This window comes from Cohnella mopanensis (assembly GCF_022352055.1).
In the GTDB taxonomy this organism is placed as follows: Bacteria; Bacillota; Bacilli; order Paenibacillales; family Paenibacillaceae; genus Cohnella; species Cohnella mopanensis.
This window is the reverse complement of record NZ_JAKRWM010000015.1, coordinates 15,088-31,385: the sequence shown is the minus strand read 5'-3', so window position 1 is coordinate 31,385 and position 16,298 is coordinate 15,088. Positions and strand designations below refer to the sequence as shown.

Below are 16,298 nucleotides of genomic sequence, written 5' to 3'. Positions count from 1 at the left end.
CCAGCTTTTCCCTCTATTATACCGGGCGAGGGTACTGTGCACAAAGGGAAGCGCATTAACTCGATTATGTGGTAAAGTTCGTATGGTCAATTCTGGTATGAACCTCGACGCTGAACTTCGTCGTAGGATAGATCTCGTCCCATTTATCTTTTATCTTCTTCCAATGCTTAGGGTATTTTCGATGTATTCGTTCCTTGATCCCCAATAAATCAGAATGATTCTTTTGCGAGAAAGCAATGAATCGCTCGACGTCGTCCGAAATCGCCTTATTCAGCTCTTCTTCCCATTGTTTAATTAATGATATTGTCCCTTCTTGGCTTTTTTCGCATTGGACGCTAACCAAATTTAAATCCGCATTGATTTCGATTCTGACATTCGGGTTACCATTTGCGTCTAAATAGGTTTTTAACCGGCTATTGCTGCTTGTATTCTCGAAAGAGACCGTTTGATGTTGGCCGCACGGTATCGTCTCGACGGAACCACTCAAACTGCCCATCGCCCGATAATATCCCTTCGTTTCCCGGAATTTCATGAGCCCGACAATTCGATCATTATCGAAAGCATACAGCCCTTCGGACTTCAGTAAAGATTTCTTCTTTCCGCTAGGGTCTTCAAGCAACTGCACGGCAGGGATATGAATGTCTCTGTATTGATTAATCAAATCTTTATATACGTCGATCAAGGTCGTCTGTTGGGTCAGCGCCGTGCTTTCCCCGCCCTCCGACAACCCCCTAAGAGCCTGCGAAGTGATCGTCGCGTTCGGCATGGTCGCTTCCAACACTTCGGAAGCCTTGCCCTCCGTCACATAGACCAACGTGGAGTTTCGGAACTGCCTAAGCTTCCTTATGGCCATAATATGCTTGCCGATGCCTTGTTCGGCTGCAGCCTTGCTGATTACGACGACCGTGGCATGTCCCCATAGAAGCGTCCGGTCGGTCTTCGTCCTCATGAGCCGGGCTGCTTCGAATAAACTATTTCCTTCGCCCGACAAGTAAAATGTTCGGTCTTGCATCCCTTTAGGCTGTTGACCGCTGGCGGAGAGCCTGGCGATTTCGGCCGTGATTTTAACCCCGTTATTCCGCCCTGCATCGATGCCTACGGTATGAACGATGTGCAGTTGGTTCAGTTCCATAATCCCTTTGCATCCCGAGCTCAATAAACAGACGCCGATCGCTAATATCATAAGCCCTGATCTGGCATTCATCTTGTCTTGCCTCGATTTCGATTCAAGTTTATCGCGCGGAATAGACTCGGTCGTCTATTTTTGCTCGTGCTCGGACGGCGTACGAGCACGTCGGTCAATTCGCTCATATCGAAAGGAGCAACAGGCCCAAGATAGGGTACTCCGAAAGAACGAAGCGACGCCAGGTAAGTCAATAGCATAATAATTCCCACAGTAATTCCAACATAACCTAGCAGGGAGGCAAGAAAAGTCATCCCGAATTGGAGGACCCGAATCACGTAGTTCATCATGGTCGGCGGCAGCGTGAACGTACAAATTCCTGTCAACGCCGCCACGATGACCATAATCGGCGACACTATGCCGGCCTGTACGGCTGCTTGTCCCAAGATAAGCGCCCCGACGATGCTAACCGCTTGTCCCACTTGCTTAGGCATGCGAATGCCCGCTTCGCGCATGATCTCGAAGGCGAGCATCATGGCCGTGCTTTCGACCACTGCCGGGAAGGGTACCGGTTCTTTAGCTGCTGCTATGCTTTGCAATAAGGGAGTTGGAACCAATTCATGATGGAAGGTGACGGTTGCCACGTAGAAGGCAGGCAGCAACATGCCGATTAATCCGCTAAGCAACCGAAGTACACGCATGGCGGATCCAATATAATAGTTCCACGAGTAATCCTCGCTTACTTGGAAAGCCTGCAAGAACACGAACGGCAACAATAGCGCAAATGGGGTTCCTTGTACGAGGACGGCAATCCTTCCGTCCAGCAACGCTCCGACGACCCGATCGGGCCGTTCGGTTGATTCGATCAGAGGAAACATCGTTCCTCGATTGTCCGTGATCCATTCTTCGATATCATTGCTTCCCAATATCGCGTCTTCCGATATTTCACCGATTCGACGGTGCACTTCTCCGAGAATCTCCGCATTCGTTATCCCTCCGACAGAGAGAACCGCAATCGTGGTCTTGCTTAAATAACCCACTTTACGAAATTCGACCTTCAGGCTAGCTGCGGGAAATTGAAAGCGGATCAGCGCGAGGTTATTGTATAAGGATTCGGTAAACCCGCTTCTCGATCCCTTTACAGTTGCTTCGCTCGGGGGCTCTTCCACGTTGCGCAACTGTACGCCCAACGTATCGATCGCTACGCCGTAGGCAGGTTCCGTGAAGAGCAGGACCGTCATTCCCGATACGAGGCAATCGGTTACTTCCTCGATGGAGTGTAACTTGGAATCCGTTCGAAAGGCCGGAAACAAACGCTTGTTTTCCATGTACAGAACGAGCGTTTGTTCAAGTCTGCGGCTGTCGATTAATCCTTCCAAATAACAGACCGTTAGGGCCTCTCCTTGGCCATTGAAAGCATCGGACATGACTAAATCTTCGGTTCCTTGCATCCGTTCGTTTAATAACCGCTTATTCTCCGTTACGTCGTCGGACAATACCGTTTTATTCCCGTTCATGAGCTCACCCGCCTTTTGTGGCTATCTCTTCTCATAAGCGCTATCAATAGCAACAGACTTGGAATGAAGAACTGAAACGATACGAAATACCATGCCTGTTTGTCGTAAAAGGTGGCTAATTCGATAAGTCCCCACACTTTATACTTGGAACATAGAAAGAATCCGCACGCCAATGGTATTAGGAATAGGCGCGGCTTTCGGATTCGCAACATATCTTTGAGGCCTTGAACCGCGGCCCAGAAATAAACGGTAATTTTGATGAACGAGCTCATTACCCACACGGCGACGAGCCCCGCATCAAACCGTTCGATATTGCGGAACAGCTTGATATTCTGAATCAAGCTCACGATAGGATAAGTAAACGTTTCGGTCGTTTGCGCCCCGAACAGCATGGTACAGGAAAGAACGGACATGAGCATGAGAATAGTCGTGATCCCGATTGCCCAAGTCGCATACGCCATCGTTCTTTTGGTTTTGCGCACGTGCTGCAGAACCATGGAGACGCACATCATGTCGCCGAACCACGAAGTGGAGATCATTAAGCCGCTAAGGGGTTTAATCATCCCCTCCTCCAGTACGGGAAACAAATATTCGGGGTGATATTGGTTGAGCAACAGCAAATAGATCGTCAGCAAAGTGGCTACCGTAATGAAAAAAACGATCTCCGTTACTCTCGCGAATACTTCCAGACCGTGAAATACAGCGTAAAGACACATAACGACTCCCGCGATCAAGTACCAGTTTTGAGGAATGATGGGATTAAGGGCAATGATAAAAAATTGAGAAAATTCCCTTAGTACCCACGACGTGATATCCAAGAAGTAAAATATGAAACCCAACGCAACAATGCCGCCGACCAAAGGTCCCAGCAAATGCATGCAAATCTTGATCAGATTTTTGTCCGGATACATTCGGTTCAACCATAGGAATACGTATAGGTTCAACAACCCGACCGCCCCTCCGGCCAGAACCAGGAACCAAGAATTACGTTCCGCATAGCGGGCTAAAGTGGCGGGGGCATAAAGACTCGATGTTCCGATCGAGGTAATCGCGATTAAAGACATCAATTGAATATTGCTAATCGTAATCCGACGTTCCATATCGTTCCATCCTTTCCAATGCATTCAGTATGTGCTCTCGCATTCGAATTATGCCTTGTATAACCTTGGAGAGTGAGTGGAATGCTCTTCGAAAAGAGGTGTGGATATGAATTCCAAAGCGTGTGCGATCGCCTATGCGTTATCCGGTATTTGGCTTTACCTTGTGTCCGTATTTATGTCCGATTACCAATGGTTCAGGTGGATTTCAATAAGTAACTGGGGATTCTTCCTTGTCGATACGATTACTTTAGTGCCAGTTATCCTTGTTTTACTCGTTGCGGATCGGTTTCAGCCCGTCACGAAATCCGACAATTCTCGTCAATGAGATTCACTGTCAATTTCCGCACACAAAAAAAGAACCGCCCGGAAGCGGTCCCCTCATTGCGAAGCTTATAAATAGGAATTATGCCAATATTTCAATCGATTGAACGATATTATTAGTCCCTTTAACGACGACGTTCAAGTTCGGCGACAAGACGCCGGAGTTTCCGATAATCGTGACGTTCGCATCTACGTTATAGATGATCGTTTGCAGCGTGCCGTTCACTTCTTTACTGAGCGAAAGCGTAGCGATTTTGCCTTGCGCGTTCAAGCTGAAGGAGCCGACTTTTCCCGAATCCACTAATTGAAAAATAACGTCCGCCGGCTTCGTAACCTCGATGAACACCGCTTTGCCCTGATACGTACGCACGAGTGCTTCGTCTCCTGCCTGAAGAGCGGACAATGGCGCTTTGACATCCTTGCGGAAAATAAACACGTTCGCATCTACCGGAACTTGAATCGTCGTATTGTCGGCTTTTTTCACGGTGATGTTGCCGCCCGCGATCGCTTGGATCGTTCCCGTGATCGCTTGCGCCTTCTGATCCTCGGGAAGTTGCTGATCAACCCGATCTAACAATGCGGCCAACTCGGCACGCGTTACGGGACGGTTAGGCTGGAACGTATTGTCGTTATAGCCTGTGATCAAGTTCTTCTCGAGAGCAACCGCGATATAGCCAACGGAACCTGCAGGAATGTCTTTAGCGTCGCGGAATGGCAATACCGTATCCATCTTCTTCTTAGCTTCGGCATCCAGCTTCATTGCCTTGACGAGCAGTACCGATGCCCACAGTCGGTTAGCCGGCTTATCCGCTTGAATCACATTGTCCGTCTCCGAGAACAGGTCGTTCTCGAGCGCAACGGTAACATATCCTACTGCCCAGCCGTATTTTTTCTTCAATTGATCGAAATCCTTGAAGTTAAGCTTAGCGTTCATGTTCTCCGGCTTCTCTGCTTCTTCCTTTAATCCAAGCAGGCGAACTGCGGCTACTAAAGCTTCTATTCTCGTAATGTTGTTGCGAGGCTTGAAGCTGCCGTCCTCATATCCGTTAAATACCCCTTGCGCGGCGAGCCGGATAATGTGGTCGTACGCCCATTTCCATTCTTTCTCGTTCAAGTCGCCGAAGTTGAGGTTGATTTGAAGCTTGGAATTGTTCTTTTTATCGTTTTTGTTCTTATCGTTATTGTTTTTATTGTTTTTATTTTTTTTATCGTCGTCTTTATCGTTATGCTTATCGTTCTTGTTATCCCAAGAACTGTTTTTCCAATCGTTGGATTCTTGCTTGGACTTCGCGGAAGCCATGACTCCCGTTGCGCCTCCGACTAACATCGTTAAGGCCAAAGTGGCGGCAGCCGTTTTCTTCAACATAGGTTGGGCATTTTTCATGAGATCAATCTCTCCTTTGGTAAGTAGCGTATTCACGGATAAATCCCGTATGCCTATACCATTCGGAGGAGAGTTGGATTATCGGAGGGTCCTAGAGGAAAAATAAGCCTAAAGTATGGGAAAGGACCCATTTCCGGGACTAAATCGAACAAAAAAAGCCCACCATGACGCGGTGGGCTTAGTTAGCTTTAATATTCTATTCTTTTTTGTCTGAGGCAGACGACTCGCGCTTTTCCTTTAACCATTTCGGAGCGCCTTTGTTTTTCTTATCCTTCGCCCGGTCCGCCTTCACTTTCGCTGGTTTGACCGGTGCCTTCATTGCTGGTTTAGCGGCATTCGCGGAAGTGGTTACGCTAGCAACCGGAGCTTTATCGGCTGTCTTTTTAGGCGTTGTCGGTTTATCCGCACGCACCGGCTTATTGTATGATTTGTCTTCCGAATACGTTCTGCCGGCCGACAAAGGTTTTTTCCCGGAGTACGAATTTTTCTCCGTCTGCGGATTAGGCCTAGCCTGTTCCGATGGCTTCTTCTCCTGCCTAGACTCGGGCTTAAGCGTCGCCAAGTATTCCGCCTTCGACTTCCATACCGGACGTCCATCCTTAGCGTCTTGGCCGCCGGATCGAGGGCCGCGCTCAACGGCCGTCCCCTTCTTGGCGATGCCCTCTTCCAAAGATACGACTCGTCCTTCGTATAGAACCTTCGGTTGCACTTGGATCTTTAATTGTTTCTCCAGCTTGTCGATAATAAATCTTTCTTCCGGAGAAATCAGCGTAATCGAAGTTCCATCGCGTCCCATCCTGGCCGTTCTGCCCGAACGGTGCACGTAGTGGTCCGCATCGAGAGCGGGCTCGAATTGAATAACGAGCGGCAATCCCGGAAGATCCAAGCCTCTGGCAGCCACATCGGTCGCGATCAGCAGCTTCGTGCGTCCTTTACGGAATCGCTGCATCACTTCCCCGCGCTCTTGGCCGCGCGTATCTCCGTACAACGCATCGGCGGAAACTCCCTCATAGCGCAGTTTAGCAAGCAGTTCCCCGATTTTCTCCGTATCGTTAACGAATAAGAGCGCCGAAGTCGGCTTCATGTGCCGAACGATTTTACGGATCAGATCGATTTTCTCGCGACGGTCGCTTAAGAAATACCAATGCTCCAATGTCGACGAAAGCCCGTTCTCGTTTTCCTTCTCCGTCACGTCGGACACCCAAGGGTCCTTCTGCCATTTGCGCTCCGCATCCCTCATTGCTTCCGAACGGGTAGCGGACACGAATACGGTCTGCCTGTCGCGCGAACACTGTCGCATCAATTGTTCCACGTCATTTTTCCCGCCGAGCGAGAACACACGGTCCGTCTCATCTATGACTACGGACGTTACCGAATGCAAGCTCAGCTTGCGAGTGCTCGCCACCTCTCGTACGCGACCCGGAGTTCCAACGATAAGCGCGGGCTTGCTTTTCATTCGCTCCAGCTGGCGAGCCAGCGAAGCTCCTCCGATAAGCGCCGTAGCTTTAATGCCGAGCGGTTGCCCATAAGTTTCCGCTTCGCGCATAATTTGCATCGCCAACTCTTGCGTCGGCGCGAGCACTAACGCTTGCGTCTCCCGGCGCGAGCCGTCGATCTTCTGCAACAAGGGCAGCAAGTAAGCGAGCGTCTTCCCCGTACCTGTCGGAGACACCAATACGCCATCTCTTCCGCTCAGCAACTCAGGCAACGCCTGACTCTGCACTTCAGATGGCTCCGAGATTCCGGCAGCCGCCAGCTTCTGAGCAAGCACCTCGTTCAGACCTAACTCTATAAAACCCATCAACTCAACCCCAGTCTTTAATTTGACAAAATAACGTAAAAACCTTACTTCTTATTCATGAACCGCCCAAAGAGCGAATCGCTAATCCGAGGAAACACCTGCATGAATTTGACTCCGATTGAAGCCGTCCAAGGTAAATCGAGTTCCGGTTTACGCCGCTCGATGACGCCCAAGATCGCTTTTGCGACTTTGTCCGGCGACATCATGAACCATTTAACGTTACGGACATAATTCCCGTCTGGATCCGCACGATCGAAGAACGGCGTATCGATCGGCCCCGGATTTACGGCGGACACGGCGATACCCGAACCGCGCAATTCCTGGCGCAACGCATTCGTCAGTCCGAGTATCGCATGCTTGGTCGCGGAATACGCAGTCGATTTTGCGGTCGCCATTTTTCCGGCCATCGAGGCCACGTTGACGATATGCCCTCGCCCAGCCTCGAGCATGGAAGGCAAGACCGCTTGGGTGCAGCGTACCGCCCCCATGAAGTTTACATCCATCATCTCATGAAAGTCGGCGATCCGGGCTTCCGTAAAAGGAATAAACTCCCCGTATCCGGCATTGTTAAGCAGTACGTCAATTTTACCGTAACGCTCGAGCACTTGCGAGACGACTTGCTTGACCTGCTCATCCGAGGTGACATCCATCTCGTACACGGCGTGCTCGCCTTGAATGGATGCGGATAACTTAAGCATTCTATCCCTTGATCGCGCCGTGAGAACGGGAATTGCTCCCTTATCGGCCAGAAGTTTAGCGACCAATGCCCCGATCCCGCTCGATGCCCCTGTTATGAGCACGACCTTATCACTTAATGCTACTCTCATCATTACCTCTCCTTGGAGGAAATAAGCAATAAAAGCTGAGCTACGAATACTATACCATGAAAAAAGCCCCTAGCCGGGGCGAACGAGCAACCTTATAAGTTTACATAAATCAGATGTACTAAGCAATGAGTACTTGAATTTCCATTTCCCCGATTCCATCCATAATTAACGGAACCGCTAAAGCGCGACTAGCGCCCGTAGCAGAAGCAAAATGGGAACCCATAATCTGCGGAGGCGTGATATCTACGTGCACGCCTTGATTGTACAACATCGTACTAGCGTTACCGCTAATCATATTGCCTAATTCGGAAATGGCGCTCTTGCCCATTTCGTCGATCTCGGTAATCGTATAGCCGCCCATCATGGCAGAAATAATTCGTAAAGCAACGGATTCGCTTAAACCAAATACGATATCGCCAGTCATATGACCTGTTAGTCCAATTTGAATCCATACATGATTTTCCGCGAATTTGATGTCCCTAATCGAGAGCTGTCCGGTACTGGGACGGATTTGAACCATCTGTTCGATGACCATACGCGCGGATTCCAAAAATGGGTTGATGTACTCAGCCTTCATGCCTGAACGCGCCCCTTTGTCTAATTGGATTGAAACCGCTAGCCGTAACCGCTTTCCTTTATTATACTGAAATCATAGGTACAAGTACACTGATTTTTGTCAAAGGGAGCGGAAGCATGCCGAATATTTGGGCCCATATCCAATTTGGTAAAGAAGTCTTAAGGGCTATTTGCATTGACCAATATATGGATCGACAACCGTGGAAGGCCGCGTTTCAACTCGGTTGCCAAGGCCCCGACTTTCTATTCTATGATCATTTCTTACCGTGGCAGTCCTCGACTCCATTGAATCAGCTTGGCACGCTGCTCCACAATATCCATTGCGGTCCGTTCCTGCTCTCTTTGTTCAGCGCCGTGAGATGTCGACCGATGGAAGATCCGGCCGTGGCCTATACGATAGGCTTTCTTCTGCATCATGTGCTGGATAGGCATCTTCATCCTTTCGTGTTCAGCCGTTCCGGCTTCAAGAAGTGGCATCATCAGCGGTACGAGACGGCGATGGATTCCGTCATCTTGATGAGACGGGCGGGTATCCATACCGGCAACACGCCGGTCTTTCCGGAGGTGGATACGGAGGATAGATTGCCAGGCGAATTCGCGAACGATTTCCTGAACGTCGTAGCCCAACACTACCCCGTAATCGCAAGCCGGATTCATTCTGAGCAGCTCGATCACGCCGTTGCACAGATGCTCCGGGCGCAGCGCTTATTCTTTGATCCAAGCGGCTGGAAAGGCAGATTAACTTTCAGACAACTCGCCCCTTTTTCCCCACCGTGCGAAATCCCTCAATGGGACGTCCTGAACGACAGCCGACAGCCCTGGATCGATCCGATGGATCGCACGGTCCATCACCGTACAAGCGCAATGGAGTTGTGGGACCTTGCTTTAGCGGATGGCCATGAAACGACTGCTGCGGGCATCGCATGGTTGCAAGCCGCGACAGACGAAGAAGCAGCCCGGCTGAAGTTGCGTTTCAGCGAGCTGCTTCGGGATGTTTCCTATGAAACGGGTTTACCTTGCGACAGGGGAACGATCACTTTCGCGGATTCCATTGTCCCAGCCTAACGGCTACGCCCTTGGCAATCCTGCGATTAAGAGTGCTGGGCTTCCTGCTCTCCTTTTGCCAAATTCACGAAAGTAAGCAAAATGATTCCTACGACGAAGAACAGTACAACTGTCAGCAACGCCGAACGGCTAGAATCGCTAATCATTTTCACGATTCCGAACACCAACAATCCCATAAAAGAGAATAACCGATAAGTGATACTCAGGAATCCATTAAACTCCGCGATTCTTCCATGCGGGATCATTTTACTGAAAATCGCCCTGGAAGTCGCTTGCGATCCTCCTTGAACTAAACCGACCAAACAAGCTAGCAGATAGAAGTGCAGCGCGCTTGTCATGAAATAACCCAGAATCACGATTACGATATAGATCGCAAGCGAGGTGAACAGCATTCTCTTGCTGCCTAACCGATCGGCTAATTTGCCGAATAGCAGCGTTGCCGGGAATCCGATAAACTGCGTGATCAAGAGAGCTATAATGAGATGGTCAGATTCGATTCCGATTGTCGTCCCGTAGCTGGCGGCCAATAAGATAACCGTGTTAATACCGTCGGCGTAGAACCAAAAGGCGAGCATGAATTTAAGAAGCTCGGGATATCGCTTAATTCTGAGGAACGTACCCCGAAGACGTTGCACCCCTGCTTTCAAGTTTGTCCTTATACTGCCTTTATCGATTGTTGACGGGGTATCCTTAATATTCCGAAATAAAGGCAAGGAGAACACGAACCACCATATTCCGACCGTAACGAACGAAATCTGCGAGGCAGCGGTACTGTCCGGCAGCCCAATAGATTCCCATCCCAGGATTAACCCCAGATTGACCGCTAACAGCAATCCGCCGCCCAAATACCCCATCGAATAGCCGCGCGCGCTTACTCTTTCACGCTGCGAAGGCGAAGCGATATCGTTCAGCATGGCATCGTAGAACGTATTCCCTGCTCCGAACCCGACCATTCCGATGACGACAAGAATGGAGGCAAGCCACATATCCCCGGTTCCGACGAATGCAAGAGCCGCGCTAGCAGCCGCGCCAATGATGCTGAAGAATCTGAGGAAGGCGGTTTTCCTTCCCGTATGATCCGCAATCGCGCCGAGTAAGGGCGACAACAACGCTACGACGATGGCAGCCGCGGTTTGCGTAAAGCTCCAGCTTCCATCCGTTCCGCCTGCCACTTTAATGAAGTAAATCGGCATAACCGCGGCCATAATCGTCGTAGCAAAAGCCGAGTTCGCCCAATCGTACATCACCCAAGCGTTAATCTTTCGTTTATCATCCATCAGGCAATCGCCTTTCCCGCTTTTTAGCGTTGTTTGACGGATTCATTCGACGAAAGCTAAGCGCTTTCCTTTCGTTCTTCACGGTTTTTACATTATTTAATGTTATCTTTACTTAATCTGAACCTTGAGCGCCTTGATCGAGAAATCCCCCGAGATCGGTCAATTTGCCCGATCGCGCATCTTCCAGCAGCACTTCTAGCCACTCCCGTTCCGTTTCGCAGAAACGCTTGATGCCTTGGATCATACGTAATGAGCCGTGCGGTAACCATTCGCCTTTGAGCTCGAGCACGAAGCGGAGATGTTCAATTCGCTCCATGCATTGCTCCAATCGCCTCGCGATTAGCGGCTCCATCAGATCATTCTCGGCATGCCTCGCAAATGGAAGAGCAACGAAGAATGGATGTTGGGGATGGAAATCCTTTCCTAGTTCCCCGTAAAGCATGTCTAGAAGCGCGGCTTTCCCCTTCTCCGTTATGCGATAGATCATTTTGTCAGGACGATTATCCTGAAGAGTAATCGCCTCCGCCACTTCGATCAGCCCATCGTCTCGAAGCTGATCGACCGCATAGTAGAGCGAGCCGTCCCGGATCTTGAACGTATGGTGCCAATTTCTTGCTTTGATCGTCTGCCTGATCTCATAGGGATGGCGGTTGCACTCGCTGAGCAACCCCAAGATTAATAATTTTATCGACATGGTTTAGTGCCCATGGTATGAGGGCTCCGGTTTGCTGGAGACTGCTTCATTAGAGCCCTGAGCATTCGGTGCTCCGGGTGCTCCTGGTGCTCCAGGCGCTCCAGGCGCTCCAGGTCCGCCTTGATTTGCGGGTTGTGCCTTCTCCATACGCGAGCGTCCCATGAGCAATACGAAAACCAAAGCAAGTACGGGCAACAGAACGGACCATTGGAAAATAAAAATGATCGAATCCGCGAGCTTCCCTAACAAAGCGTTTACGATATCCGGCGACAGTCCCATTTTCGCTTGCATAGTCGGATCCAAAAGCGCTTGGCCGCCTTTTATTTTCGCCGCCATCTCCGGGTTTATGTTCGGCAACTCCTGAATGCCTTTCTGGAATTCATGCTTTTGCAGCGTACCGAATACCGTTACGCCAAGAGCCGAACCGATCGTCCGGAAAAACGTAATGAGCGACGAGGCCGAACCTTTATACTGCGGAGGAACGGAATTCAACGTGGAAATGTTGAGCAACGAGAAGGAGACTCCCATTCCCAAACCGATAATGACCATGAATAACGTAATCAATAACCGGCTAGTTTCAGTATCCATCACGAACCCAAGTAAATAGGAGCCAACGAGCAGGGTCAACGCCGACACGATCATAACGTCGCGATATCTGAAACGCGTGGCGAATCGGCCTCCGATCTGGCTGCTCAGTACAACTCCGAGCATCATCGGGGTCAGAACCGTGCTCGTCTCCGTTGCCGTCTTGTGGAATACCCCTTGGATGAAGATCGGAATATACGAGGCTCCGGCAATCATGACTCCGCCGTACAGCAAGCTGATGGCCATGCTGCTCGTGAATAGCCGTTTCTTAAATAAGCTAAGCTTAATAATCGGGTCTTTAGCGACTCTCTCCGCCAACAAGAACAAAATGAAAAAGAGTGCTGAGCCTGCGAACAACGAGATCGTTTTCGCCGAATCCCATGCCCATCCGTCTGAACCGCCAAGCTCCAAGCCGAACATCAAGAACAGGACGGTACCCGTCAGCAATACCGCACCCGCCCAGTCAATAACCTGTTTGCGGGCCACTTTCGATTCATGATACGCTTTCGCGATAAAGATAATCGACAATATACCGATCGGAACGTTAATATAGAAAATCCAACGCCAGCTTAAATGATCCGTAATCGCTCCGCCCATGATCGGGCCGAACACGCTGGAAACTCCGAATACGGCTCCGAACAGCCCCATCATTTTACCGCGCTTCTCTGCCGGGAACAGATCGAAAATAATCGTAAATACGATCGGCATGAGCGCACCGCCGCCGATACCTTGAATCGCGCGATAAATAATTAGTTGATCCATGTTCTGCGCGGTTCCGCATAAAATCGAACCGAGCAGGAATAGGACGAGTCCCATCAAGAAAAACCGTTTCCTTCCATACATATCCGACAGTTTCCCGAATATAGGCGTCGCGACGACCATTGCGATCATGTATGCGGAATATACCCAGATGAAGCTTTCCAAACCTCCGAGCTTCTGAATGATCGTCGTCATCGCCGTGGATACGATCGTTTGATCGAGCGCGGCCATGAATAGGCCTAACATCAAGCCCGCGACGACAAGTTTCGAATTGCTTTTTTTTACGTCCATATTCTAATATTTCCTCCCAATCCTTACTTTGCGTTTTGTGGTACGAGTACTCAAATTTGATTACTCATTCGATATTATACTCAAATTTGAGTTATAATCAACACTTTGCTACGATAGAATGAATCCCCTATAATGGAATTAACGAAAAATCCTTTTTATATGCTTAAGTTGACCTGATAAATATATTCAATCCTAGGAGGCGACAAAGTGAACATAAGCCAACTGGAAACGTTAGTGACGATTTCCAAGACGCTAAGCTTCCGCAAGGCCGGCGAAGTGCTCAACTTGACGCAACCCGCCGTATCCGCGCAGATTAAAAGCTTAGAGGACGAATTCAAAGCGATTCTCGTTGATCGCAACCACCCCGTCACTTTAACCGATCGCGGGCAAGTATTCTTAGAGCACGCCGAGCAAATATTAGGAATCGTGGAGCAATTAAAGCAGAAGCTGTCCGATCTGAACCAAACCCCACAAGGCCATATCGTGTTAGGAACGACGACATCGATAGCCATTCAAATTTTGCCTCGGGTGCTATCCTATTTTCAAAACCAATTTCCGCTAATCAAAACAAGTATCCAGTCTATGTCCTCCGCACAGGTGCTCTCTTGCGTAGAGAACGGAACGATAGACGTCGGCATCGGTTACTTGACGGATAAAAGCCTGCAAGTGGAAACATCGGTGCTTTATTACGATACTTTCCAGTTCGTCGTTGCCCCCCAACATCCTTTGGCTTCTTCCAATCGCATTACGATTAACATGCTCAAGGATGTCCCGCTTATCCTCCTATCGCCGGACACGCTAGGCAGACGGTTCACGGACCGGATTTTCCGAGAATACGGGCTTGAACCGAACATCGTCATGGAGCTTGGAAGCAGTGAAGAGGTTAAACGGATGGTCGAGCTCAACATGGGTGCGGCAGTCGTATCCAAACTATCTATCGCGGGCGAGCTTCGTCGGGGTACGCTTAAAATGATTCCCGTGAACGAGTTGGAAGTAAGCCACCCCGTGGGAGTCATGACCAAATCCGGTCGCTACGTCAACAGTGCCATGCGCCAATTTCTGAACGATCTGAAAGGCATGCCCGAGGATCAGTTTATCGGCAGCGAATAAGGGAAACGAGGAGAACTGACATGAAATTCGATTTGCATACGCACCATGAGAGATGCGGCCACGCATCGGGAACAATCAACGACTACATCGTCTCGGCGATTCAAGCCGGCATGCAGGTTATCGGCATTTCCGACCACTCGCCTTATTTTGCCCATGAACTCGATCAGCCTCAACCCAACATCGCCATGGCCAGAAGCGACTTCCCCAATTACATTGCCGAGGTTCTTCGCTTGAAAGAGCAGTACAAAGAGAAAATCGAAGTATTGCTCGGCGTCGAGTCCGACTTCTATATCGACCAGATCGAGCTATACCGGAAAGCGTACGAACCGTATCCTTTCGACTACATCATCGGCTCGGTTCACCAAACGCGAGGAGTCAGCATCTTTAACCGCAATCGTTGGAAGGGCAAAGATGATGATGAGCAACTCGACGAGAAAAAACATTATTACGACCTCATTCGCCAATCGGCCGACAGCGGAATGTTTCAAGTGCTTGGCCATATCGACGCCATGAAAGGATACTATCCAGCTTTCGCCGACATCCAAGGCGCCGAGTCCGAGATCGACGAAGCACTGAAAGCGGTAGCCGCCAACGACATCTCTATCGAGATCAATACGAGCGGGAAAACGAAAGATGTAGGCGGATGGTATCCTTCCGACGCCTTGCTCGAGCGTGCCTGTCATTTCGGCGTAGACGTTACCTTCGGGTCGGATGCTCATGTTCCAGCGCGAGTAGGCGACGAATGGGAGCTTGTCCAGAAGCGGCTGCGTGAAATCGGCTTTAGTCGCTGGGTCTTCTTCCGGCAGAAACAGAAAGTCGTCGTTCCGCTATAAGGTTAAGACGCAAAAACACCCAACAGATTGCGAGAGGTCGCAGCTCTTTGGGTGTTTTTGTGTTTATTTTTGCTTTTTAACTTAAATAAGGTGATGCCATAACGCTATCACTTCTTTTTGATGATACCTACAAAAAAAAGGAAGCCTACCATCGGTGGCAGGCTTCAATCATATGAAAAAAGGGGGTCTTGTTTATTATAATATCCGACCTCTGCGACAGACAGGTAACAGGAATGTTTCAATTGTGTAACAAAAACGGTTACTTTTCGCTAATGAGTGCCTGTAGTTCGCGATGTGGACTTTTTTGACCTTCATTCATCCGGCATTAAGGCAAATCAATTAGCACAATACGTGCTCCGTCCTTGCTTACGATAGTCAACTCAGGGACATCCTCGATCCGCGCAGCATCCCGTCGGCTCAGTTCAACCTCGCCATTCACGCTAACATCACCTTCTAGCACGAACAGAAACACTTTCCTTCCCCCAAGCTGGGAGTAGGTCAAAGGCTTGCCTGCCGAAGGATCCGACAAATAGATGGTCATATCCTGATGCAAGCTCGCGACTTTTCCTTCAACACCTCTTGACGAAGCAACGGGCACCAGCGCATCCGCCAATCCGTCTTTATCGAATTCCGTCGTCTCATAGGACGGCGTTACTCCCTTGACGTTAGGCAGGAACCACATCTGCAACAAATCAAGCTGCTCGTCTTCCGATATGTTGTACTCCGAATGGAATACTCCGGTACCGGCGGACATCCGCTGAATGCCGCCCCAAGTCGTCTCCGCACGATTACCAAGGCTATCCTTATGCTCTAATCTTCCGCTAAGCACGATCGTCACGATTTCCATTTCCCGATGCGGGTGCATGCCAAAGCCTTCAGTCGCGGCTATGGAGTCGTCGTTCAGAACTCTCATCGGTCCGAATTGCACGTATTCCGGATCATAATAATCCGCGAAGGAAAAACTGAAATTGGATTTTAACCAACCATGGTCTGCGGAATAACGTTCATTTGCGCGTTGTATCGAAATCATCGATC

General features: G+C 49.6%; 15 protein-coding genes. 4 read left to right on the top strand and 11 right to left on the bottom strand.

Annotation, left to right across the window (positions count from 1 at the left end; translation table 11 throughout):
- Nucleotides 1–64 precede the first annotated feature (64 nt).
- Genes L3D05_RS20680 through L3D05_RS20670 form a run of 3 tightly spaced genes read right to left on the bottom strand, consistent with a single transcriptional unit; the run spans nucleotide 65 to nucleotide 3,740 of the window.
- A complete protein-coding gene (locus L3D05_RS20680) occupies nucleotides 65–1,204 on the bottom strand; it encodes a Ger(x)C family spore germination protein (RefSeq protein ID WP_239618230.1) in 1,140 nt (379 codons plus the stop codon).
- Nucleotides 1,201–2,640: a spore germination protein gene (locus tag L3D05_RS20675; protein ID WP_239618229.1), complete on the bottom strand. Its 1,440-nt coding sequence runs from the start codon at nucleotides 2,638–2,640 to the stop codon at nucleotides 1,201–1,203. The genes L3D05_RS20680 and L3D05_RS20675 overlap by 4 nt, the downstream gene beginning before the upstream one ends.
- Entirely contained in the window at nucleotides 2,637–3,740 is a 1,104-nt protein-coding gene (locus L3D05_RS20670) for a GerAB/ArcD/ProY family transporter (protein ID WP_239618228.1), read from the bottom strand. The genes L3D05_RS20675 and L3D05_RS20670 overlap by 4 nt, the downstream gene beginning before the upstream one ends.
- Before the next feature lie 106 nt (nucleotides 3,741–3,846).
- Here L3D05_RS20670 and L3D05_RS20665 point away from each other — a divergent pair, with 106 nt between their 5' ends.
- Entirely contained in the window at nucleotides 3,847–4,065 is a 219-nt protein-coding gene (locus tag L3D05_RS20665) for a hypothetical protein (protein WP_239618227.1), read from the top strand.
- Nucleotides 4,066–4,143: 78 nt separating this feature from the next.
- Here the strand turns inward: L3D05_RS20665 and L3D05_RS20660 are convergent, their stop codons facing one another.
- The 4 genes from L3D05_RS20660 to L3D05_RS20645 all read right to left on the bottom strand — a co-directional run bounded on the left by L3D05_RS20660 (nucleotide 4,144) and on the right by L3D05_RS20645 (nucleotide 8,650).
- Complete coding sequence (locus L3D05_RS20660) at nucleotides 4,144–5,445, bottom strand: S-layer homology domain-containing protein (RefSeq protein WP_239618226.1); 1,302 nt, start codon at nucleotides 5,443–5,445, stop codon at nucleotides 4,144–4,146.
- 196 nt (nucleotides 5,446–5,641) lie between these two features.
- The gene (locus L3D05_RS20655) at nucleotides 5,642–7,246 is read right to left on the bottom strand and encodes a DEAD/DEAH box helicase (RefSeq protein WP_239618225.1); all 1,605 of its coding nucleotides are present in this window, start codon (nucleotides 7,244–7,246) and stop codon (nucleotides 5,642–5,644) included.
- 44 nt (nucleotides 7,247–7,290) lie between these two features.
- Entirely contained in the window at nucleotides 7,291–8,073 is a 783-nt protein-coding gene (locus L3D05_RS20650; RefSeq protein WP_239618224.1) for an SDR family NAD(P)-dependent oxidoreductase, read from the bottom strand.
- Nucleotides 8,074–8,191: 118 nt separating this feature from the next.
- A complete protein-coding gene (locus L3D05_RS20645) occupies nucleotides 8,192–8,650 on the bottom strand; it encodes a chemotaxis protein CheX (RefSeq protein WP_239618223.1) in 459 nt (152 codons plus the stop codon).
- A gap of 116 nt (nucleotides 8,651–8,766) precedes the next feature.
- Between L3D05_RS20645 and L3D05_RS20640 the strand changes: the two genes are divergently transcribed.
- Nucleotides 8,767–9,714 carry a zinc dependent phospholipase C family protein gene (locus tag L3D05_RS20640; RefSeq protein ID WP_239618222.1) on the top strand — a complete coding sequence of 316 codons (948 nt, stop codon included), beginning with the start codon at nucleotides 8,767–8,769 and terminating at the stop codon, nucleotides 9,712–9,714.
- 26 nt (nucleotides 9,715–9,740) lie between these two features.
- Here L3D05_RS20640 and L3D05_RS20635 read toward each other — a convergent pair whose 3' ends face one another.
- The 3 genes from L3D05_RS20635 to L3D05_RS20625 form a co-directional block, all read right to left on the bottom strand.
- A complete protein-coding gene (locus L3D05_RS20635; protein ID WP_239618221.1) occupies nucleotides 9,741–10,991 on the bottom strand; it encodes an MFS transporter in 1,251 nt (416 codons plus the stop codon).
- Nucleotides 10,992–11,103: 112 nt separating this feature from the next.
- On the bottom strand, nucleotides 11,104–11,685 hold the full coding sequence (locus L3D05_RS20630) for a PadR family transcriptional regulator (RefSeq protein WP_239618220.1): 582 nt from the start codon (nucleotides 11,683–11,685) through the stop codon (nucleotides 11,104–11,106).
- Nucleotides 11,686–11,688: 3 nt separating this feature from the next.
- Entirely contained in the window at nucleotides 11,689–13,320 is a 1,632-nt protein-coding gene (locus L3D05_RS20625) for an MDR family MFS transporter (protein ID WP_239618219.1), read from the bottom strand.
- A gap of 207 nt (nucleotides 13,321–13,527) precedes the next feature.
- Here L3D05_RS20625 and L3D05_RS20620 point away from each other — a divergent pair, with 207 nt between their 5' ends.
- Together L3D05_RS20620 and L3D05_RS20615 are read left to right on the top strand one after the other, a co-directional pair.
- A complete protein-coding gene (locus tag L3D05_RS20620; protein WP_239618218.1) occupies nucleotides 13,528–14,430 on the top strand; it encodes a LysR family transcriptional regulator in 903 nt (300 codons plus the stop codon).
- Between the two features lie 20 nt (nucleotides 14,431–14,450).
- Nucleotides 14,451–15,263, top strand: a complete 813-nt coding sequence (locus tag L3D05_RS20615; protein WP_239618217.1) for a histidinol-phosphatase — start codon at nucleotides 14,451–14,453, stop codon at nucleotides 15,261–15,263.
- A 325-nt stretch (nucleotides 15,264–15,588) separates the two neighbouring features.
- Here the strand turns inward: L3D05_RS20615 and L3D05_RS20610 are convergent, their stop codons facing one another.
- The gene (locus L3D05_RS20610; RefSeq protein WP_239618216.1) at nucleotides 15,589–16,293 is read right to left on the bottom strand and encodes a pirin family protein; all 705 of its coding nucleotides are present in this window, start codon (nucleotides 16,291–16,293) and stop codon (nucleotides 15,589–15,591) included.
- Nucleotides 16,294–16,298 lie beyond the last annotated feature (5 nt).